At 72.9% G+C, this 21,443-nt stretch carries 9 protein-coding genes; 4 read left to right on the top strand and 5 right to left on the bottom strand.

All coding sequences use genetic code 11. The annotated features are described in order from the left end of the window. Positions 1-189 precede the first annotated feature (189 nt). Together OG609_RS45265 and OG609_RS45260 are read left to right on the top strand one after the other, a co-directional pair. Positions 190-1,359, top strand: a complete 1,170-nt coding sequence (locus OG609_RS45265) for a macrolide family glycosyltransferase (RefSeq protein ID WP_327278565.1) — start codon at positions 190-192, stop codon at positions 1,357-1,359. Between the two features lie 80 nt (positions 1,360-1,439). Next, entirely contained in the window at positions 1,440-2,414 is a 975-nt protein-coding gene (locus OG609_RS45260) for a Gfo/Idh/MocA family protein (protein ID WP_327278564.1), read from the top strand. A gap of 12 nt (positions 2,415-2,426) precedes the next feature. Here OG609_RS45260 and OG609_RS45255 read toward each other — a convergent pair whose 3' ends face one another. Next, complete coding sequence (locus OG609_RS45255) at positions 2,427-3,404, bottom strand: NAD-dependent epimerase/dehydratase family protein (RefSeq protein WP_327278563.1); 978 nt, start codon at positions 3,402-3,404, stop codon at positions 2,427-2,429. 177 nt (positions 3,405-3,581) lie between these two features. On the opposite strand from OG609_RS45255, the gene OG609_RS45250 reads away from it, so the two are divergent. Then, complete coding sequence (locus OG609_RS45250) at positions 3,582-4,826, top strand: activator-dependent family glycosyltransferase (protein ID WP_327278562.1); 1,245 nt, start codon at positions 3,582-3,584, stop codon at positions 4,824-4,826. A gap of 16 nt (positions 4,827-4,842) precedes the next feature. Here OG609_RS45250 and desII read toward each other — a convergent pair whose 3' ends face one another. Genes desII through OG609_RS45230 form a run of 4 tightly spaced genes read right to left on the bottom strand, consistent with a single transcriptional unit; the run spans position 4,843 to position 9,908 of the window. Further along, a complete protein-coding gene (gene desII / locus OG609_RS45245; RefSeq protein WP_327278561.1) occupies positions 4,843-6,360 on the bottom strand; it encodes a dTDP-4-amino-4,6-dideoxy-D-glucose ammonia-lyase in 1,518 nt (505 codons plus the stop codon). Then, positions 6,357-7,556, bottom strand: a complete 1,200-nt coding sequence (locus tag OG609_RS45240; RefSeq protein ID WP_327278560.1) for a dTDP-4-dehydro-6-deoxyglucose aminotransferase — start codon at positions 7,554-7,556, stop codon at positions 6,357-6,359. The genes desII and OG609_RS45240 overlap by 4 nt, the downstream gene beginning before the upstream one ends. 4 nt (positions 7,557-7,560) lie before the next feature. Next, positions 7,561-8,775, bottom strand: a complete 1,215-nt coding sequence (locus OG609_RS45235) for a cytochrome P450 family protein (protein WP_327278559.1) — start codon at positions 8,773-8,775, stop codon at positions 7,561-7,563. Continuing rightward, entirely contained in the window at positions 8,772-9,908 is a 1,137-nt protein-coding gene (locus tag OG609_RS45230; RefSeq protein ID WP_327278558.1) for an acyltransferase family protein, read from the bottom strand. Before OG609_RS45230 ends, OG609_RS45235 begins: the two co-directional genes overlap by 4 nt. A gap of 522 nt (positions 9,909-10,430) precedes the next feature. Here OG609_RS45230 and OG609_RS45225 point away from each other — a divergent pair. After that, entirely contained in the window at positions 10,431-21,386 is a 10,956-nt protein-coding gene (locus OG609_RS45225) for an SDR family NAD(P)-dependent oxidoreductase (protein ID WP_327278557.1), read from the top strand. Positions 21,387-21,443 lie beyond the last annotated feature (57 nt).

Below are 21,443 nucleotides of genomic sequence, written 5' to 3'. Positions count from 1 at the left end.
AGCGCGACGGTATGCGACGCGGGCGGCCGCACCCGCGGGCGGACCGCGACGTCCGGCACTTCTCCGGAATCGGTGGGTGTGGTTAGTGTCTGCGGCATGCACTTTCCCCAGATCTACGGCTGACGCGGGCCGCGGCGCCCACCCCCCTCTTCTGTCGATAAGCCGTAGCACCGAAAAGAGTTATTCCTTATGTCCCGTCGCCACATCGCGATGATCGGCAGCCCCATCGTCAGCCACGTCCTGCCCGGCATCGAGGTCATCCGTGAACTCGTCGCGCGCGGGCACCGGGTGACGTACGCCGACGACCCGATCGTCGCCGACCAGATCACCGCCACCGGTGCCGAGTTCGTCCCCTGCACCACCACGCTCCCCGTCGTCGACAACAACTGGCCGCAGGACCCGATCTCGGCCATGACCCTCTTCCTCGACGACGCGATGCAGGCGCTTCCGCAGCTGCGGGCCCACTACGACGAGGACCCCGCCGACCTCTACCTGTACGACATCGGGTCCTACACGGGCCGTGCGCTCGCCGAGGCGCAGGGCCGCCCGCTCATCCAGCTCTCCCCGACCTTCGTGGCCTGGAAGGGCTACCAGGAGGAGGTCGGCGACCAGCTGATGCGGCTGCCGGGCGCCGACGCGTACCGGCAGAAGTTCTCCTCCTGGCTGGCCGGGTGCGGAGCGACCACCCTGGACGTCGACGCGTTCAGCGGCATGCCCGCCCGGTCCGTCGCGCTGATCACCAAGGCCATGCAGCCCAACGCCGACCGGGTGGACACCGACGTGGTGACCTTCGTCGGCCCCTGCCTCGGGGACCGCTCCGACCAGGGGAGCTGGACCCGCCCCGCCGGCGTGGGGAAGGTGCTGCTGGTCTCCCTCGGCTCCGCCTACACCCATCAGGTGGAGTTCTACCGCCAGTGCCTGGCGGCCTTCGGCGACCTGGACGGCTGGCACGTCGTCCTCCAGATCGGCAAGCACACCGACGCCAAGGAGCTCGGGGACATCCCGTCCAACGTCGAGGTGCACAACTGGGTGCCGCAGCTGGCCATCCTGGAGCAGGCCGACGCCTTCGTCACCCACGCCGGCATGGGCGGAAGCAGCGAGGGGCTCTACACCGGCGTGCCGATGATCGCCGTGCCGCAGGGCGCCGAGCAGTTCGGCAACGCCGACCAGCTCGTCGCGCTCGGCGTGGCCCGGCGTCTGGACACCGCCGACGCCACAGCCGAGGCACTGCGCACGGCGCTGCTGGAGCTCACCGGCGACCCGGAGGTCCGCCGGCGCTCCGACGGGCTGCGCGCCGAGTTGCTGGCCGAGGGCGGGACCCGGCGGGCCGCCGACCTCATCGAGGCCGCCCTGCGCTGAGTCCGGCGAGCAGTCGCACCGGCCGGTGGCCCCGCCTGCGGGGCCGTCGGCCGCGTGCTCGGGAACGGGGGAGGGCGGCCATGGGCAGAGTACGGATGGGCGTGCTGGGATGCGCGGACATCGCCTGGCGGCGCATGCTGCCCGCGCTCGCCGCCGACCCCGAGGTGGAGGTGGTCGCCGTCGGGAGCCGGGACGGGGCCAAGGCGGCCGCGTTCGCCCAGCGGTTCGGCGGTGAACCGGTGACCGGGTACGAGGCCGTGCTCGGCCGCTCCGACGTCGACGCCGTCTACGTACCCCTGCCGCCCGCGCTCAACGCCGACTGGACACGGCGCGCGCTGCAGGCGGACAAGCACGTCCTGTGCGAGAAGCCGCTGACGGGCAGCGCACAGCAGGCGTCAGAGCTCTGGGATCTCGCCCGCGCCCGCGGCCGCGCGCTGTTCGAGAACTACATGTTCCTGTGCCACCCCCAGCACCAAGTGGTCGACGAACTGCTCGCCGCCGGGCGGATCGGCCACCTCAGGTCTCTGACCGCCGAGTTCACCATCCCGGGTAAACCGTCCGACGACATCCGTCACTGCCGCGACCTGGATGGCGGCGCGCTCACCGGCGTCGGCGGCTATCCGCTGCGCACCGCGCTGCGCCACCTGGGGCCCGGCCTTGAAGTGGCTGGCGCGCACCTCAAACCGGACCCGCGTACGCGTGTCGACACCGGCGGGGCGGCGCTGCTCACGGCGCCCGACGGGGCGGTGGCCCAGCTCGGGTTCGGCCTGGAGCACGCCTACCGCGGCCGGTACGAGCTCACGGGCTCGCAGGGCCGCATCATGGTGCCCCGCGCCTACACGCCGCCCGTGGACCACACGGCGGTGATCCACCTCGAACGGAACGGCTCCCACGCGGAGTTGCTCGTGCCCCCGCACGACCAGTTCCGCTCCGTGGTGACGGCCTTCGTCGAGGGCATCCGCTCGGGCGCCCCGTCCCCGCTCACGGGCGGGGCACTGGTCGAACAGGCCCGGCTGGTCGAGAGGGTCCGCGCCGTCGCGCTGCGCGGGGAATGACGGACCGGCCGGTCAGCCCGCCGCCGCCCGGCGCCGTGTGACGGCCGACACGACGTCGTCGACGGCCCGGTGCAAGGGCACCTCGGGACGCCACCCCGTCACGTCCCGGAAGACCGACGAGTCGATGTCGAGGTCGCGAAAGTCACCGGTCTCGGCGTAGTCGGGCGGTTCCACGGACAGTACCGGGACGGGTGGCCGTCCGGTGTGCAGGGCCGCTCTGTCGGCGATGGCCCGGAACAGATCGCCGAGCGCGACGACGTGCCCGCCCACCGCGCAGGCGCGGCCGTCGAGGGCCGCCGCGTGGTCGAGCGCGACGGCGAAGGCGCGGGCCGCGTCGCTCACATCGAGGAACTCGCGCCGCACAGTGCCGTCGTGCCACATGGTGAGGGCCTCGCCGGACAGGGCCCGGCCGGCCATCGCGGGCGCCACCCCCGCCTCGCTGCCGACAGCAGTGGGCAGGCGCAGCGCGACGCCACGGACAGCGCCCCGGGCCGTGGCGTCGAGCAGATGCCGCTCAGCGGCGGCCTTCTGCCGGGCGTAGGCGCTGCGTTGGGGGCCGCCGTCCGCCACCTGGTTGGTGCTGGCCAGGAGCAGGGTCGGGGGAGGGCCCCCGCCGGGCGCCACCGCGCACTGCGCGATCACGTCACGCACCAGGCCCACGTTCACCCGCTCCGCCCGGGGGTCCGACGAGGCTGACCGCCACGAGCCCCGTCCTGTCATGTGCGCGACCAGGTGGATCACCGCGTCGGCGCCGCGGACCGCGTCGGCGACGGCGCCCTCCTCGGTGAGGTCGGCGCGCACCACCTCGGTCGCCGCCCGGCCGCCGGCCGGCACGGCGAACGGACCGCGCGCCACCGCGCGCAGCCGTATCCGGCGGCGGGACAGCTCCCGCACCACGGCGGAACCGATGTACCCGGAGGCGCCTAGGACGACGACCAGAGGGCGGTGGGACGCGTCCCACCCGGCGTCGGAGGAAAGGGGACCTGCCATTGCTGCTGCCTCTTTTCGTGACGTGCTGCCGCTTTTCGTGACGGGACGCCGCCCGCCCGCTCAAGGAGTACTCGTCCCCGGGTCCAGCGGGGACGGCTCAGCGTGTTCACAGCCCGGGCGTCGCGGCACAATCGGCGACGTCCCGTCCATCGATCCGGCCCCCTGGGGGAGTTGTTCATGCGTGTGCTGATCGCGGCTTTCGCGCACACCTCGCATTTCCATGGCTTCGTGTCGCTCGCGGGGGCCTTGCGCGCCGCGGGGCACGACGTGCGTGTGGCCAGCCAGCCCGGTTTCGCGGACGCGATCACCGGGGCCGGGCTGACCGCCGTACCGGTGGGCGACGACCACCGGCTGCTCGAAGCGATGCAGGAGAAGGGCGCGGAACTTCAGAAGTACTCCGCGGACATCGATCTGTCCCGGCCCGAAGCGTTCGACTGGGACTACCTGTTCAACCTGTACGACCTGTCCGTTCCCTACTTCTACTCGGTCATCAACGACGAGTCGTTCGTCCGGGACCTCGTCGGGTACGCCCGCCAGTGGCGCCCGGACCTGGTGCTGTGGGAGCCGTACACGTTCGCCGGGGCGATCGCCGCCCGGGCATGCGGCGCCGCCCACGCACGGGTGCTGAGCGCGAGCGACCTGAACGCGCACTTCCGCCGGGAGTTCGTGGAGCGGCTCGCGCAGCGGCCCGCCGGGCAGCGTCCCGACCCGCTGCGCGACTGGCTGACGGAGGCCGCCGAGCGCCACGGGGTGGCGTACGACGAGGAGTTGGTGGTCGGCCAGTGGTCGGTCGACATGCTCCCGGAGCGGTTCCGGCTCGACCTGTCGCTGCCGACGGTGGGCATGCGGTACCTGCCCTACAACGGCCGGGCCGTGGTGCCGGACTGGCTGAAGGAGGCCGCGCCGCGACGCCGGGTGTGCGTGACGACCGGGTCGACCGGGAGCAGCTTCACCGCCGACCCGGACGTCTTCCACTCCTACCTCCGGGTTCTCGCGGAGGTCGACGCCGATCTCGTCGTCACGGCCGACGCCGCCGCTCTGGCCAAGGTCGGCCCGCTCCCGGACAACGTCCGGGTCGTCGACTTCGCCCCGATGGACGTACTGCTGGAGGGCTGCTCCGCCGTCGTCCACCACGGCGGCAACGGCACCTGGTCGACGGCCCTCTACCACGGGGTGCCGCAGATCATGGTGCCGTACCTGTGGGACACCGTCCTGCGCGCGCAGCAGACGGCCGCCGCGGGCGCGGGCCTGCACCTCAAGGAGGGCGAGGTGAGCGCCGAGGACCTCCGCGACAGCGTGGCCCGGGTGCTCGCCGACCCCTCGTTCCTCGACCGGGCCCGCGTGCTGCGCGACGAGGCTCGTGCTGAGAACAGTCCCCAGGACGTGGTGTCCGCCTTGGAGGAACGGGTGGCCGCACGCTGAGCCCGGCGCGGCGCGCTCACCCCGCGGTGTCCGCGCCCAGCAGGCCCCGGTGCTCCTCCCACCCGTCGGCGATGTCCTGCTCCATCTGGTTGAGGCGCGCGGTCACGGCCTGGTCGAAACCGTCGAGGAAGTACTCGTCGCCGGGTCGCGGCTCGATGTGCGGATGCCGCTCGACGAACTCGTGGACCACCTCGTGCAGGCTCTTGGCCGGGGTGACGCGCCCGGCGATGTAGCGGTGCGCGCCCACGAGTTCGGGGAATCCCGACTCGCGGTAGAGGTAGACATCGCCCAGCAGGTCGACCTGCACCGCGACCTGCGCGTGCGCGGAGCCTCGCATGGTCTGCGGGCTGATGCGCAGGAGCTTGGTGTCCACCCCGCTGCGCAGACTCTCCAGGGCGTAACCGAGATCGATGTGCAGCGCGGGAGTTCGCTCTCGCGCGTACGCGGTGAAGTCCCGCAGCGCATCGCGCAGTTGGGCTCGCTCGCCAGGAGCGAGCAGGCCGTCCTCGCGGCCGCTGTAGTCCTCGCGCACCGTCACGAAGTCCAGGGGACGGTCGGGGGAGTGCTCGTTCAGGTCGGCCACGAAGTCCACGAGGTCCATGAGCCGGTCGGCCCGCCCCGGCAGGATGATGTAGTTGAGGCCGAGCCGGAGCGGGGCGCCGCGCTGCGCCCGCTGCGCCATGAACGAGGCCAGGTTGGCGCTGACCCGCCCGAAGGCGCGCGGTTTGGTCGTGGTGGCCTCGTACTCGGTGTCGTTCAGGCCGTACAGCGAGGTGCGGATCGCGTGCAGCGACCACAGCCCCGGCTGGCGTTCGAGCGTCCGGTCGGTGAGGGCGAAGGCGTTGGTGTAGAGCGTCATGTCGAGCCCGCGTCCGCCGCCGCGCGCCGCCAGTTCACCGAGTCCGGGGTTGGTGAGCGGTTCGAGCCCGCCGGAGAAGTACACCGTGGAGGGCTGGGTGTCGGGCACCTCGTCGATGACGGAGGCGAACATGGCGTTGCCCGCGTCCATGGCGGAGGCGTCGTAGCGCGCACCGGTGACGCGTACGCAGAAGTGGCAGCGGAACATGCAGGTCGGACCGGGGTAGAGGCCGACGCTGTAGGGGAAGGCCGGGCGCCGGTGCACCACTGCGTCGAGCGCACCCGTCCGTTCCAGCGGAAGGATGGTGTTGGACCAGTACTTCCCCTCCGGGCCCCGCTGGACGGCCGTGCCGAGCTCGGGTATGCGGCGGAAGAGTCCGAGCAGCGTCGTGAAGGCGGTGCGGTCCACGTCCAGCTGATGACGGGCCTGCTCCAGAGTGGTGAAGGGATGGGAGCCGTACCGCACGGCCAGGTCGACGAGGTGACCGGCGCGGTCCCGGGCCCCCTCGCCGGTGTCGCCGAGCAGGGCGAGGCGGGTGCGCAGGACGCGGATCGCGGCGGCACGGTCCCCGCCGGGACGTGCCACGTCTTCGATCGCCTGCGCGGGCGTGATCGCTTGGGCGGTGTCCACGAGAACTGTTACCTCCGGGTCGGGCTCCGGACCGATGGCGCTCATGCGGGCACTGCCTGCGCCCACATCGCCTCGATCTGCTCGCCGCGCTCTGCGGCGAGCCGGATGATGCTGCACACCCGGCGGATGTCCTCGAAGGACACCGACGGCCCGGTGGGCAGCGCGAGTACCCGCTCGGACAGGCGCTCGGTGTGCTCGAGCCGGAGCGGGGGATCGGTCCGGTAGGCGGGCATCAGGTGGCAGGGCGGCGAGAAGTACAGCTGGGGGAAGACCTTCTCGGCCTGCAGGAGGGTCCGCAGCCGGTCGCGGTGCAGACCGGTGACGGCACGGTCGGTGAGCAGCATCAGGTACTGGTGGTTGTTGCGCTCCTTCTCGTCGAAGGGCAGCACCTCGATGCCGGGGACCCCGCGCAGTTCTGACCGGTAGAGGGCGTGGTTCTCACGGTTGCGTACGCGGGTCTCCTCGAAGGCGTCGAGGGAGGTGAGGCCCATGGCGGCCGAGCACTCGCTCATCTTGGCGTTCACGCCGACGGCGGTGACCGACTTGTCCCGGTCGATACCGAAGTTGCGCAGGGCCACGAGCCGTTCGGCGAGCTCGCCGTCGTCGGTGGTCACCGCCCCGCCCTCGAAGGCCATGACCGTCTTGGTGGCGTGGAGGCTGAATACCTCCGCGTTCCCGAAGCTGCCGATCGGCCGGTCACCGGAGGTGCAGCCGAAGGCGTGGGCCGCGTCGAAGAACAGTTTCACCCCGTGCTCCGCGGCGAGCTTCTCCAGCTCGGTGACCGGTGCCGCCCGGCCCCACAGGTGGACGCCCAGGATGGCGCCGGTGGCGGGGGTGAGGAGCTCCTCGACCCGCGCGGGGTCCAGGCATCCGGTGACCGGGTCGACATCGCAGAAGACCGGCTCGAGCCCCACCCAGCTCGCCGCGTGGGGAGTGGCCGCGAAGGTCAGCGACGGCATGATGACCTGGCCGGTGACCCCCGAGGCCTTCAGGACCAGCTGGAGCGCCGCGGTGGCGTTGCACGTGGCGACGCAGTACCGCACGCCGGCCAGGTCGGCGATGCGGCCCTCCAGCTCGGTGGTCAGCGGGCCGCCGTTGGTCAGCCAGTCGTTGTCCAGGGCCCATTCGAGACGGGCGAGGAACCGGGCCCGGTCGCCGACGGTGGGCATGCCCACCAGAAGGGGGCGCAGGAAGGCCTCAGGGCCGCCGAAGAGCGCGAGATCGGTGAGGGCACGCTTCACGGGGTCACCGCCAGGAGACGGGCAGCTCGAGCGGACCGCGCATGAAGACGTGACGCCACGTCAATTCGGCGCTGGGAACGGAGAGCTCCATGGCCGGGAAGCGCTTCAGGAGCACGTCGAAGAAGACTTCCGCCTCCGCCCGCGCCAGCGCGGCGCCGAGGCAGTAATGGATGCCGTGGCCGAAGGTGAGGTGGCTGCCGTCGTTGCGGTCGGCCCGGAAGGACTGCGGGTCCGTGAACCGTGCCGGGTCGCGGTTGGCGGCGGCCAGGTTGATCAGGACCGTGCTCTGCGCGTCGATGGACTCCCCGCCGATCTCGACGGGCTCCAGGGTGTGCCTGCTCGTCATCTCGATGGGAGCCATGTAGCGCAGGATCTCCTCCACGGCGGACCCCAAAAGACCGTCGTCCGCACGGAGGCGGGCGAGCTGGTCGGGGTGGGTCAGCAGGAGGAAGGACCCCGTGCCGAGGACGTTGACCGTGGTCTCGATCCCCGCGACGAGCAGCAGGAACGCCGTCGAGATCAGTTCGTCCTCGGAGAGGCTGTCTCCGGAGTCGCGCAGTTCGACCAGGGCCGACAGCAGGTCCTCGCCCGGCGCGTCGCGCCGGCGCCGGATCAGCGAGCGGATGCACTCGAAGAGGCTGCGGTACGAGACGGCGTTGCGCTCCGCGAACGCCGGGTCGCTCTCCACGACGTGCTGGGACCAGAGCTGGAAGTCCGCGCGGTCCGCCTCGGGGACGCCGAGCAGTTCGCACATGACGGTGAGCGGCAGCGGGCGGGCGAGCGCGCCCACCAGGTCCCCGCCGCCGGTGGCGGCGAACTTCTCCACCAGGTCCTCGGCGATCTCCTGGATCCGCGGCCGGAGCGCGTTGATGCGCCGCATGGTGAATTCCCGGGAGACGAGCTTGCGCAGCCGGCCGTGGTCCGGTTCGTCGCTGCGGAACATGTTCCGCTGGAAGTACTCGACCAGGTCCGCCGGGATGCCGGTGGCCGCGGAGAGGTCGATGTCCGACTGTTTGGTGGGGTCGTTGCTCAGCCGGGGGTCGCTCAGGGCGGCGCGTACGTCCTCGTAACGGTTCACGAGCCAGACGAAGGAGCCGTCGTAGAAGCGCACCTTCGTCACCGGACGGTGCTCGAGGATGTCCCGGTACGTCGCGTACTGGTCGGTGTGGAAGAGCTCGCCGCTCAGGTCGAGGACCTCGGGCAGTTGCGGCTGGTTCATGGTGTCCTTTCACCGGTGAGGGGCTCGGAGTGCCCGGGTGCCGGGTGGGGCGTGAGAGGTCCGTGGGGGGTTGCCGACGGGCGGCTCCAGCTGCGCATGGCGGGCAACTCGACCGCGGTGTGCAGGAGCCAGGCAGCGGCCCAGCAGACGAAGAACAGCACGACCGCCAGGCCGGTCAGCGCGGGCAGGCCCGGCCGGACGTCGTCCGGCAGCGCGGCGAAGAAGGCCGTGAGGATCATGTGGTGCACGAGGTAGAAGGCGAAGGAGAGTTCGCCGAGCCGCACCAGGCGCGGACGGCGCGCCAGGGAGGGCAGATTCTTGCGGTCCAGGACGGCGGCCGTGGGGATGAGCACGGCCAGGGGGAGGACCGTGGCACTCGTCATCGCCCACAGGTGGGGCATCTCGGTGACCATCGTCGTCACCCCGGCCACCGCATAGCCGGCCACGCACAGGGCGGCGGCGAGCTTGACGCTGAGGACGGGCCACATCCCTTCGCGTACGAGCAGCGCGAGCACGATGCCGAGCGCGAACTCCAGCAGCCGCACGGGGGGTGCCGTGTAGACCAGCCAGAACTGGGTCTGGGTCCAGCCCGCGAGCGGTACGACCTCCCCGGGCAGCAGCCGCGCCAGGTGCGGAACGGCCATGACCAGGGCCACCAGGATGGCCGCGGCCGGCCACAGCCGGCGCCGCGGCAGCCGGCGCAGTCCCCGGTACATAAACGGGAACAGCAGGTAGAAGAACAGCTCACAGGCGAGTGTCCACGAGATCGGGTTGACCGTGGCGGTGAGGATCATGTCCGGCACCCAGGCCTGAACGAGCAGCAGGGCGGCGGCCGTCGTCGATGTGGTCACGACGGCGCCGGTGACCCAGGCCAGGACGAGACCGGCCGACCAGGTGGCGACGTGGCTCGGGTAGATCTTCACCACCCGGCGCCGCCAGAAGCGCCGCACCGTGTCGCCCGGCCGTGCCGCGTACGTCAGGACGAACCCGCTGAGGACGAAGAAGAAGGAGACGCCGACCGGTCCGGCCGGCAGCAGGAAGTAGGCCAGGTCGTGCGAGGCGGGATCCGCCTGCGGGTTGAACTGGCTGAGCGCATGGCAGACGAACACCAGGAACGCGGCGAAGAACCTCAACCCGGTCAGCGACGGCAGCCGTTCGGACGGACTTCCCCGGTCGTCGGTCGTATCGGCAGGGGATGGTGTGTGGGATTTTTCCTCGGGTAGCAAGGCTCACCGGCCCTTCAATTGGTTGCCGCTGTCCAGGAGTTGGCATCGCCTTTTACGGCCGGTCAAAATTGCTTCGGCCATATCATTGCGCAGGCCGGTCGAGACCAACTAAAGGGAAGCTTGAGGATCAATATTCCATTGCTGGGATATGCGTGCCCTGTCGCTGAACTAACGTCTGTGACCTGGGGTGTCTCGAAATCGAGTCGATTTGGTCGACCGTAGATACCTTGGGCGGTGTGGCTGGCTGGTGTACGTTCAACTGGCCACTGATCAAAGGTAGTCGACCACTTATGACGTACGGGTCGATCGGCTTTTTCTGTGGTGACGCTCCCCGTCGGTCAGGTCGCAGTCGGTGTGGCCGGCATTTCCGCGGGCCATGTTTTGCAGAGGCCCGCTCCCTGGTAATGCGCGGACGACTAGGAGTCAGGTGTGAACGGCAGTTCCCGTCAGGTTGAGAACACTTCCGCATCCGCCGAAGGGGCGGCCCGGCCGTGGGCCCTGTCGGGAGCGGATGACGGCGCGCTGCGCGCCTGGGCGCGCCGGCTCATCGCCCACCTCGACGCACGACCGGACCTCGGCGCCGACGCGTTCGGCGCCGCGCTCGCCCGCCAGGACCGGTGCCTGCCCCACCGCGCGGTGATCGTCGGATCCACCCGCGCCGAACTCCTCGACGGCCTGTCCGCCGTCGCCGACGGCAGCCCGCATCCGGCGGTCGCGCGCGGAGCGGCAAACGCCGTGGCGCCCGTCACCTTCGTCTACCCGGGCCAGGGTTCCCAGTGGCCGGGCATGGCCACCGAACTCGTCGGCGGGTCACCGGTGTTCGCGGACGCGATCGCGCGGTGCGCCGACGTCTTCGCCGCCGAGTCGGGCTGGTCGCTGACCGAAGCCCTCGACACGGCGGCCGCCGCCGGCACCACGCCCCGGGTCGAGATCGTCCAGCCCGCCCTCTACGCGGTCAGCGCCGCCCTCACCGAGCTGTGGCGCTCCTTCGGTGTCCGGCCCGACGCCGTCGTGGGACACAGCATGGGCGACCTCGCTGCCGCCCACGCCACGGGAAGCGTGGACCTCCCAGACGGCGCCCGCGCGGTGGCGCTTTGGAGCAAGGAACTCATGCCCCTCGTCGGCAACGGGGACATGGCGTCGGTGGCCCTGCCCGCCGACGAGATCGCGCCGCGCCTCGCCTCCTGGGGCCCGGACCTCGTCCTGGCCGGCGTCAACGGCCCCCGCTCGGTGCTGCTCGCCGGGGCGACGGAACCGATCGTGCGCTGCGTGGCGGAGCTGACAGCCGAAGGGGTCCGCGCCCAGGTGATCGGCGTCTCGATGGCCGCGCACACCCCGCAGATGGACGACGTCACCGACGGACTGCGCTCGGCGCTCGACTGGTTCACGCCCGGCGCGGGCACCGTCCCCTTCTACTCCAGCCTCACCGGCAGCACCCTCGACACCCGCGAACTGACGGCGGACTACTGGTGCGAGAACTTCCGCAGCCGCGTGCAGTTCGAGCGCTCGGTGCGGACCTGCGCCGACGACCGCGAGGGCGTCTTCATCGAAGTGAGCCCGCACCCCGTCCTCGCGTCCGCCGTGCGGCAGACCCTCGACGCGGCGGGCGCCGGGCACGCGGTGCTGCCCACGCTGCTTCGCGGCCAGGGTGGGCTGCGGCGCTTTCTGACCGCGGCGGCGGAGGCGTACGTCCACGGGGTGGAGGTCGACTGGACGGCCGCCTTCCCCGGCGTCGAACAGACCCCGGGTGCCGAGCTGCCGGACCTTCCGCCCGCCGGGACGGACCTCGGCGCACAGCCCGCCGGACCCTCCCGCTCGGGGCTCTTCGCGGCGGACGCACCGGAGCACGAGATACGTCAGCGGCTGGCCCGGCTGGTCGACGCGGAGACCGCCGCGGTGACCGGCGCCGGGGCACAGGCCGCGGGCGGCTCGCACACCTTCGCCGAGCTCGGACTCGACTCCGTCCTCGCGGTGCAGCTACGCAACCGCCTCGCGGCGGCCGTCGGTCAGGACATCGGCATCGCCACACTCTTCGACCACCCCACCCCACGCGCCCTCACCGACGCGCTGTACGACCTGCTGCGCCCGCGCGTACAGCACACCGGGCCGGGCGCAGAACCGGCCCAGCAGCAGCGGGAGCCGGGAGCCGGTCACGCGGCGGACGAGCCGATCGCGGTCGTCGCCATGGCGGTGCGGCTGCCCGGCGGAGTGCGCACCCCCGAGCAGTTCTGGGAGCTGCTCTCGGGCGGACGCGACGCCGTGGCGGGCCTGCCCACGAACCGCGGCTGGGACCTGGAGGCGCTCTTCCACCCGGACCAGAGGCGCCCGGGCACGGTGCGGCAGCGCTCCGGCGGGTTCCTGCACGAGGCCGCCGACTTCGACGCGGACTTCTTCGGCATCTCGCCACGCGAGGCGCTGGCCATGGACCCGCAGCAGCGGCTCCTCCTGGAGGTCAGCTGGGAAGCACTCGAACGGGCCGGTATCTCCCCCGAGGCGGTGCGCGCCACGCCCACCGGCGTGTTCACCGGCGTCATCGCCCAGGAGTACGGCCCGCGCCTCGCCGACGGCGCCGCGGACGTCGGCGGCTATCTGGTGACCGGCACCACCACCAGCGTCGCCTCCGGGCGCATCGCCTACACCCTGGGCCTTGAGGGACCGGCCGTCACCGTGGACACGGCCTGCTCGTCCTCGCTCGTGGCCCTCCAGCTCGCCTGCCGCTCCCTGCGCGCCGGGGAGACGGACCTGGCGCTGGCCGGTGGCGCGACCGTGATGCCGACGCCCGGCATGCTCGTCGACTTCAGCCGTCTCGGCGCGCTCGCTCCCGACGGCCGGTGCAAGGCGTTCTCCGCCGACGCCGACGGCTTCGGGATGGCGGAGGGTGCCGGGGTGCTCCTCCTGGAGCGGCTCTCCGACGCCCGGCGCCTCGGCCACCCCGTCCTGGGCGTGATCCGTGCGGTGGCGGTCAACCAGGACGGCGCGAGCAACGGCCTTTCCGCGCCCAACGGCCAGGCCCAGTCCCGGGTGATCCGGCGGGCACTCGCCGACGCCGGACTGTCCGCGGCCGACGTCGACGCAGTCGAGGCGCACGGCACCGGCACCCGGCTCGGCGACCCGATCGAGGCGCAGGCCGTGATCGAGACGTACGGGACGGGCCGCCCCGCCGACCGCCCGCTGTGGCTGGGCTCGGTGAAGTCCAACATCGGGCACACCCAGGCCGCCGCCGGCGTGACCGGCGTCATCAAGATGCTGCTTGCGATGCGTCACGGCACACTGCCGCCGACCCTGCACGCCGACCGCCCCTCCACGGAAGTCGACTGGTCCGGGGGCGCGGTGCGGCTGGCGACCGAACCGGTTGCCTGGCCCGACGGGCCGGGGCCCCGACGGGCGGGTGTCTCGTCCTTCGGCATCAGCGGCACCAACGCGCACGCCATCGTCGAGGCGCCGCCCCGGCCGGAGCCCGCCGCCGGTGCGGTGGGTGACGAGGCTGCGGGAGGCGACCGGCGGCGCGACTGCGTCGTGGCGCCGTGGGCCGTATCGGCGCACAGCGAGGCCGCGCTGCGGACACAGGCGCGCCGCCTCGTCGCGCATGTGCGCGAACACCCCGAACTCACCGCCACCGATGTGGCGTTCTCGCTGGCCACCACCCGCGCGGCGGCGCGCCACCGCGCCGCGTTCGTGGCGCACGGGCGAACCGAGGCACTGGCCGCGCTCGACGCGCTGGCCGAGGGCGACAGCCAGGCCGCGGCCGTGGGGGTCGCCCGGCCGCAGGCCTCGCCCGTCTTCGTCTTCCCCGGCCAGGGATGGCAGTGGGCGGGCATGGCGGTCCATCTCTACGACTCCGTACCGGTGTTCGCGCGCGCTCTGGACGAGTGCGCCGCCGCACTGGAGCCGCACCTGGACTTCCACGTCCTGCCGTTCCTGCGCGCGGAGGCCGCTGCCGCGGACGGCAGCCCCGACGCCGGTCTGTCCACCGACCGCGTCGACGTGGTACAGCCCGTCCTCTTCGCGGTCATGGTGTCGTTGGCCTCGCTGTGGCGGGCCCACGGTGTCGAGCCGGCCGCGGTGATCGGGCACTCCCAGGGTGAGATCGCGGCCGCCTGCGTCGCAGGCGCCCTGTCCCTGGACGACGCCGCCCGCCTGGTGGCCGTCCGCAGCCGTGTCATCGGCCGGCTGCGCGGACACGGTGGCATGGTCGCGGTCGCCACCACCCCCGACGACCTGACGCGCCGACTCGGCGACTACGACGGCCGGTTGGAGACCGCCGCGCTGAACGGGCCGCGCTCCGTGGTGGTGGCCGGTCCCGACGACGACCTGAACCACCTGGTCGCCGCCCTCGACGCGGAGGGCGTACGGGCCACGCGCCTGCCCGTCGGCTACGCGTCGCACACCGCGCACATGGAGGACGCCCGCGCCGACCTGAACGAGGAGTTGGGGCGGATCGAGCCGCTGCCCGGCGCCGTGCCCTTCTTCTCCACGGTGACCGGCGACTGGGCGGAGCCCGGGACGCTGGACTCCGCGTACTGGTTCCGCAATCTCCGCCGGACCGTCCGGTTCGAACCCGCCGTACGGGCGCTCGTGGAGCAGGGGTACCGGGCCTTCATCGAACTCAGCGCCCACCCGGTGCTCACCACCGCCATCGAGGAGACCGGGCACGACGCCGGTGCCGACCTGGCCGCGGTCGGGACCGTACGCCGCGGCCACGGGGGACCGGAGGACTTCGCCGGCGCCCTGGCGACGGCGTGGGCCGCGGGCGTCCCCGTGCGGTGGGACTCGGTGTTCCTCGGCGTCCCGGCGCGCCCGGTGCCGCTGCCCACCTCGACGTTCCAGCCGGAGCGCTTCTGGTGGGAGCCCGCCCCGGATGCGGGCACCACTGCTGGCGGGACGGGACGCGGCGCGGCGGCCGACGCGTTGCGCTACCGCATCGACTGGCAGCGGGTGCCCGCCCCACAACCCTCCGCGGCGGGCCCGCGCACCTGGCTCGTCGTCCGCGGCGCCGGGGCCGCGGACGCGGTCGCACAGGCCGCGCGCGCCTCCCTCGAAGCGGCCGGTGCGACGGTGACGGACCTGGTGCTCACGGCCGCGCCGACACGGACGGACCTGGCAGCGGCCCTGCGGAGCGCCGCCGAGGGCGCGGACCGGGTCGGGGTGCTGTCACTGCTCGCCGTGGACGAGAGCGTGGACGAGGCCCTCGGCAAGACCGGTGAGGGCGCCGGCACACCCCTGGGCCTGCCGTCGCTCGGCGGCACCGTCGTGCTCGCCCAGGCGTTCACCGACTCCGGTCTCGACGGCTCGCTGTGGTGCCTCACCGAGGACGTCCAGGTCACCTCCGCCGACGAGCGGCCTGCCGACCCCGCGCGAGAGGCCCTGTGGGGCCTGGGGCGGGTCATTGCCCTCGAACACCCCGCACTGTGGGGCGGGTTGGTCGACGTTCCCGCCGGATCCACGGCCGGGATCGTCCGCTCGCTCGCCGGTGTGCTGATGGGCGCAAGCGGCGAGGACCAGGTCGCGCTGCGGGACCAGGAGGTGTTCGTACGCCGCTGGAAGCGGGCCGCGCCCAAGGCCGCGCCGAGCACGTGGGAGCCCACCGGCACGGCGCTGGTCACCGGTGGCACAGGAGGCATCGGCCGGCACGTCGCCCGGTGGCTCGCCCGCCGCGGCGCCCCGCACATCGTCCTCACCAGCCGCAGCGGGCCCGACGCCCCGGGCGCCGACGAACTGGCCGCGGAAATAAGCGCTCTGGGATCGAAGGTGACCTTCGCGGCGTGCGACGTCACCGACCGCGACGCGCTGCGCTCGCTTCTCGGGAGCCTGTCCGATGACCAGCCGCTCACGTCGGTGTTCCATACCGCGGCCACGCTGGACGACGGCACTCTCGACGCCCTGACCGGCGAGCGGATCGAACGGGCCGGCCGCGCCAAGACCCTCGGCGCCAAGAACCTGCACGACCTCACGGCGGACGCGCCGCTGACCGCGTTCGTCCTGTTCTCCTCGTTCGCCTCCGCGTTCGGCGCGCCGGGCCTGGGCGGCTACGCCCCGGGCAACGCCTACCTCGACGGCCTGGCCCGGCAGCGGCGCGCCGAAGGGCTGCCCGCGACGTCGGTGGCCTGGGGCACCTGGGCCGGCAGCGGCATGGCGGAGGGCCCCGTGGCGGAGCGCTTCCGCCGGCACGGAGTCGTCGAGATGGCTCCCGAGGAGGCCCTCGACGCCCTGCAGACGGCGCTGGACCGGGCGGAGGTCTGCCCGGTGATCACCGGTATCGAATGGGAGCACTTCCTGCTCGCGTACACCGCGCAGCGGCCCACCCGGCTGTTCGACGCGCTGCCGGAGGCCCGGGACGCGCGGGAGGCCGTCCGCCGTGAACACGGCGCGGCCGGCACACCGCTCGGCGGCGTCGCGGACCTGCCCGCCACCGAGCGCGGGCGGGCGCTCCTGGACCTGGTGCGGCAGCACGCCGCGTCGGTGCTCGGACACCGGGACCCGGAACGAATCGATCCGGAACGGGCGTTCCGTGAGCTCCGCTTCGACTCGCTGGCCTCGGTGGAACTGCGCAACCGGCTCACGGCCGCGACCGGCCTGCGCCTGCCCGCGACCCTCGTCTACGACTACCCGCACGCCCGGGCCGTCGCCGCCTTCCTGGAAGCCGAACTCTTCGGCGGGGCGGAGTCCCGGCCGGACCCGCGGCCCGCTGCCGGTGCCGCTGCCGGTTCCGTGGGGGACGAGGACGACCCGGTGGTCGTCGTGGGGATGGCCTGCCGGTTCCCCGGCGGGGTCAACTCCCCCGAGGATCTGTGGGAGTTCATCACCGCTAACGGCGACGCGTCGGCCGCGGCACCGGACGACCGGGGCTGGGAACGGCGCGGCGCGCCGGGCGCCGGTGCGGACCGCCCCATGGGCAACTTTCTCGACGCGGCGGGGGACTTCGACCCGGCGTTCTTCGGGATCTCGCCGCGTGAGGCGCTGGCGATGGACCCGCAGCAGCGCCAGGTGCTCGAGGTCACCTGGGAGGCGTTCGAACGAGCGGGCATCCGGCCGGAGACCCTGCGCGGCAGCGACACCGGGGTCTTCGTCGGCATGTCGCACCAGGGGTACGCGGCCGGACCGGTCGAAGGAAGAGACGAGGTCGAGGGCTACCTCCTCACCGGCAACACCGCCAGCGTCGCCTCGGGGCGGGTGGCGTATGTGCTGGGGCTCGAAGGCCCGGCGTTGACGGTGGACACGGCGTGTTCGTCGTCGTTGGTGGCGTTGCATCTGGCGGCGAGGTCGTTGCGGGACGGTGAGGCGTCGCTGGCGGTGGCCGGCGGGGTGTCGGTGATGGCGGGCCCCGAGGTGTTCACGGAGTTCGCCACACAGGGCGCGCTGGCCGCCGACGGACGCTGCAAGGCGTACTCCGAGCAGGCGGACGGCTTCGGCATGGGCGAGGGCGTGGGTCTGGTGGTGCTGGAGCGGTTGTCGGACGCGCGGCGCAACGGGCATCAGGTGCTTGCGGTGGTGCGGGGGAGTGCGGTGAATCAGGACGGGGCGAGTAATGGTCTGTCCGCGCCCAGTGGTCCGGCCCAGCGGCGCGTGATTCGTGGGGCGTTGACGAGTGCGGGGTTGTCCCCGGCGGATGTGGATGTGGTGGAGGGGCATGGGACGGGGACGGTGCTGGGGGATCCGATCGAGGCGCAGGCGCTGCTGGCCACGTATGGGAGGGATCGGGATCATCAACGGCCTTTGTGGTTGGGGTCGTTGAAGTCGAACATTGGGCATGCGCAGGCGGCTGCGGGGGTGGCCGGTGTGATCAAGATGGTGCTGGCGTTGCGGCATGGGGTGCTTCCGGCGTCGTTGCATGCGCGGGAGCCGTCGTCGCATGTGGAGTGGTCTGCGGGTGGTGTGGAGGTGTTGCGTCAGGCGCGGGCGTGGCCGGTGGTGGCGGGTCGTCGGCGGCGTGCGGGGGTGTCGGCGTTCGGTGTGAGCGGGACGAACGCGCATGTGATCGTGGAGGAGCCGCCCCGGGCGCCGGTTCGCCGCGAGGCGGGCTCGGTGGGTGTGCTGGAGGCGGCGGGTGTGGTGCCGCTGGTGCTGTCCGCGCGTACGGACACCGCCCTGGCCGCCCAAGCAAGCCGTCTCGGCGACTATATGACGCGCCATCAGGACGTGCGTCTGCCGGATGTGGCCCGCGCGCTCACCGCTTCACGGCAGACCTTCGACCGGCGGGCCGTGGCCCTCGTACGTGACGTGGAGGACGCAGGCGACACCCTGCGCGCCCTCGCCGAGGGACACCCCGTGTCCCGCGCCGTCACCGGTGTGGGTGGTGGGGGGCGTCGTGTGGTGTGGGTGTTTCCGGGTCAGGGTTCGCAGTGGGTGGGGATGGGGCGTGGGCTGTTGGAGGTGCCGGTCTTCGCCGAGGCGTTGTGGGAGTGTGACGCGGCGCTGGCGGAGGTGGGGGGTTTCTCGGTGGTGGATGTGGTCCGTGGTGTCGAGGGTGCGCCGTCCTTGGAGCGGGTCGATGTGGTGCAGCCGGTGTTGTTCGCGGTGATGGTGTCGTTGGCGCGGTTGTGGCGGGCGTGTGGTGTGGAGCCGGATGCGGTGGTGGGGCACTCCCAGGGGGAGATCGCGGCGGCCTGTGTCGCGGGGGCGTTGTCGTTGCGGGACGCGGCCCGGGTGGTGGCCCTGCGCGCCCGGGCACTGACCGAACTGCGCGGCCACGGCGCCATGTTGTCGCTTCACCTGGGTCGTGCGGAGGCGGAGAAGCTGCTGAGCGTCGCCGCGTCCGGCGCACTGGAGCTGGCCGCGGTCAACGGCCCCGACGCCGTGGTGGTGGCCGGTGACCCCGAGGCGGTGCACCGCTTCAAGGAGCACTGCGCCGGGGCGGGCATCGACGCGCGGGTGCTCCCCGTGGACTACGCCTCCCACACCTCCCACGTGGAACGCCTGCGGGAGGCGGTCACCGCACCGTTGTCCGGCATCACTCCCCGTACGCCCGACATCCCCCTCTACTCCACGCTGCGGGGCGCGTTCGCCGACGGCCCCGATCTCGACGCCGCCTACTGGTACGAGAACCTGCGCCGCACCGTGGAGTTCGAGGCCGCGATCGAGGCGCTCGGTGCGGCGGGCCACGACGCGTTCGTCGAGGTGAGCACTCATCCGGTGCTGTGCGGCAGCATCCAGGACACGCTCGGCGACGCGAGCACCGTGGTGGGCTCCGTCCGGCGCGGCGACGACATACCCGAACGCTTCCTGGCCTCCCTCGCCGAGGCGCACGCGGGCGGGGTCGCGGTGGACTGGCGGGCCGTGCAGGGCGACGGCGGCCCGGCCGACCCGGTGGACCTGCCGACGTACCCCTTCGACCACGAACGGTTCTGGTTGCTGCCCGACGTGACCGGCCCCGCCCGCGCGGCCGACGCATGGCGCTACCGCGTCGGCTGGCAGGAGACCACCCCCGCCACCGTCGGCGGCCCGGCCGGACGCTGGCTGCTCCTGCTGCCCGCCGCGACCGGCGGCAGCGCCGAGCATGTCTGGTGCGCCGCCGCGGTACAAGGCCTCGCCGACCACGGGGCCGTGCCCCACCCCGTCACCGTCCCGCTCGACGATCCGCATGCGTTGACCACCGCCGTACGCGACGCCCTCGCCGGCCAGGCCGAGTCCGGGGCGTACGCAGGGGTGCTCTCGCTCCTCGCCCTCGGGGACGCGGACGCCGGAGCCGAGGCCACGCCGGACCTCCTGCGCGAACTGGAGGCGGCGGACATCGACGCACCCGTCTGGCTGGCGACGTGCGGCGCGGTCACCACCGGCGCGGACGACCCCGTGACGTGCCCGGCCGGAGCGCAGATGTGGGGCCTCGGCCAGGCCGCCGCCCTCGAACGCGGAGCGCGGCACACCGGTCTCGTGGATCTGCCGCAAGAGGCAGGCGAGGCCCAACGCGCTCTGTTTACCGACGCGTTGACCGGCGTGGAGGACCAGATCGCGGTCCGGCCGGGCGCCGTCCTCGCGCGCCGGCTGCTGCCCGCCCCGCTGGCTGCGGACCGGGCGCCGGGCGCCGCCGAAGCGGTCGTGCCGCAGGGGACGATCCTCGTCACCGGCGGCACCGGAGGCCTCGGAGCGCTCACCGCCCGCCGTCTCGCGGCCCGGGGAGCCCAGCACCTGGCCCTGGTCAGCCGCCGCGGCGAGGCGGCACCGGACGTGGCCCCGCTGGTCGACGAACTCACCGGCCTGGGCGCCCGGGTCACCGTCCATGCCTGCGACATCGGCACTCCGGAGGCGGTGACCTTCCTGGTCGACAGGTTGCGCGCGGACGGCGCGACGATCACCGGGGTCGTGCACGCGGCCGGGCTGAACCAGCGGACCCTCCTGCGGGACATGACCCGCGAGGAGTACCGGGAGGTCCTGGCCGCCAAGGTGCACGGAGCGCGCAACCTCGCGGACAGCTGCCCCGACCTGAGTCTCTTCCTGCTCTTCTCCTCCGGCGCCGCCGTGTGGGGCAGCGCCGGGCAGGGCGCGTACGCCGCGGGCAACGCCTTCCTCGACGCCTTCGCCCAGCACCGCCGCGCCCAGGGCCTGGCCGCGACCTCCGTGGCCTGGGGACTGTGGGCGGAAGGCGGCATGACGGACGACGAGCAGGCCGTCGCCCGGCTCCGGGATCAGGGCGTGCGCCCCATGCCCGGCGACCGGGCGCTGGAGGCCCTCGAAACGGTGCTGGCCGGCGGCGAGAGCGCCGTGGTCGTCGCCGACGTCGACTGGCCGCGGTTCACCGGGACGTACGAGGCCCTGAGGCGACGGCCGTTGCTCGACGCGCTCCCGGGAGCCCGCGCCGCCGTGTCCGTCGCACCGCAGGCACCGGCGGCGGGAGCGGCCCTGCGTGAGCGGCTCGGCGGGCGGCCACCCGCCGAGCAGCACCTCGAACTGACCCACCTGGTGCGCTCCCACGCCGCCGCGGTCCTGGGACAGGAGGACACCCGCACGGTCGGGGTGGACACGGCCTTCCGGGAACTCGGCTTCGACTCGCTGGGAGCCGGGCGGATGCGCAAGAGCCTGAGCGCGGCCACCGGCCTCGCCCTGCCCTCGACCCTGATCTTCGACCACCCCAACGCGGCCGCTCTCGCGGACCACCTCCGGTCCGAGCTGTTCACGGGCCCCGGCCACGAGGACGTCGTCACGGCGACGCTCGGTGGCCTCGACCGGCTGGAGGCGCACCTCGGCCACGTGGCCGGGCCGCAACGTGCAGAACTGGCCCGGCACCTCGACCGCGTACTGACCGCCCTGCGGACCGGCCCCGGCCACCACGGCGAGTCCCGCGGCACCCCGCCCTCCCCGGAGCCGGACCTCGCCGAGGCCGGATTCGACGAACTGCTGGAGGCCCTCGGGCGCGAGCTCGGTGACAACGGCCAGCCGACGGCGAACAGGTAAGGAATCAACACGGTGACGAACGACAACGACAAGGTCGCTTCATACCTGCGTCGCGCG

Source organism: Streptomyces sp. NBC_01224 (assembly GCF_036002945.1).
GTDB lineage: Bacteria > Actinomycetota > Actinomycetes > Streptomycetales > Streptomycetaceae > Streptomyces.
This window is presented reverse-complemented; position numbering and strand designations above follow the sequence as displayed.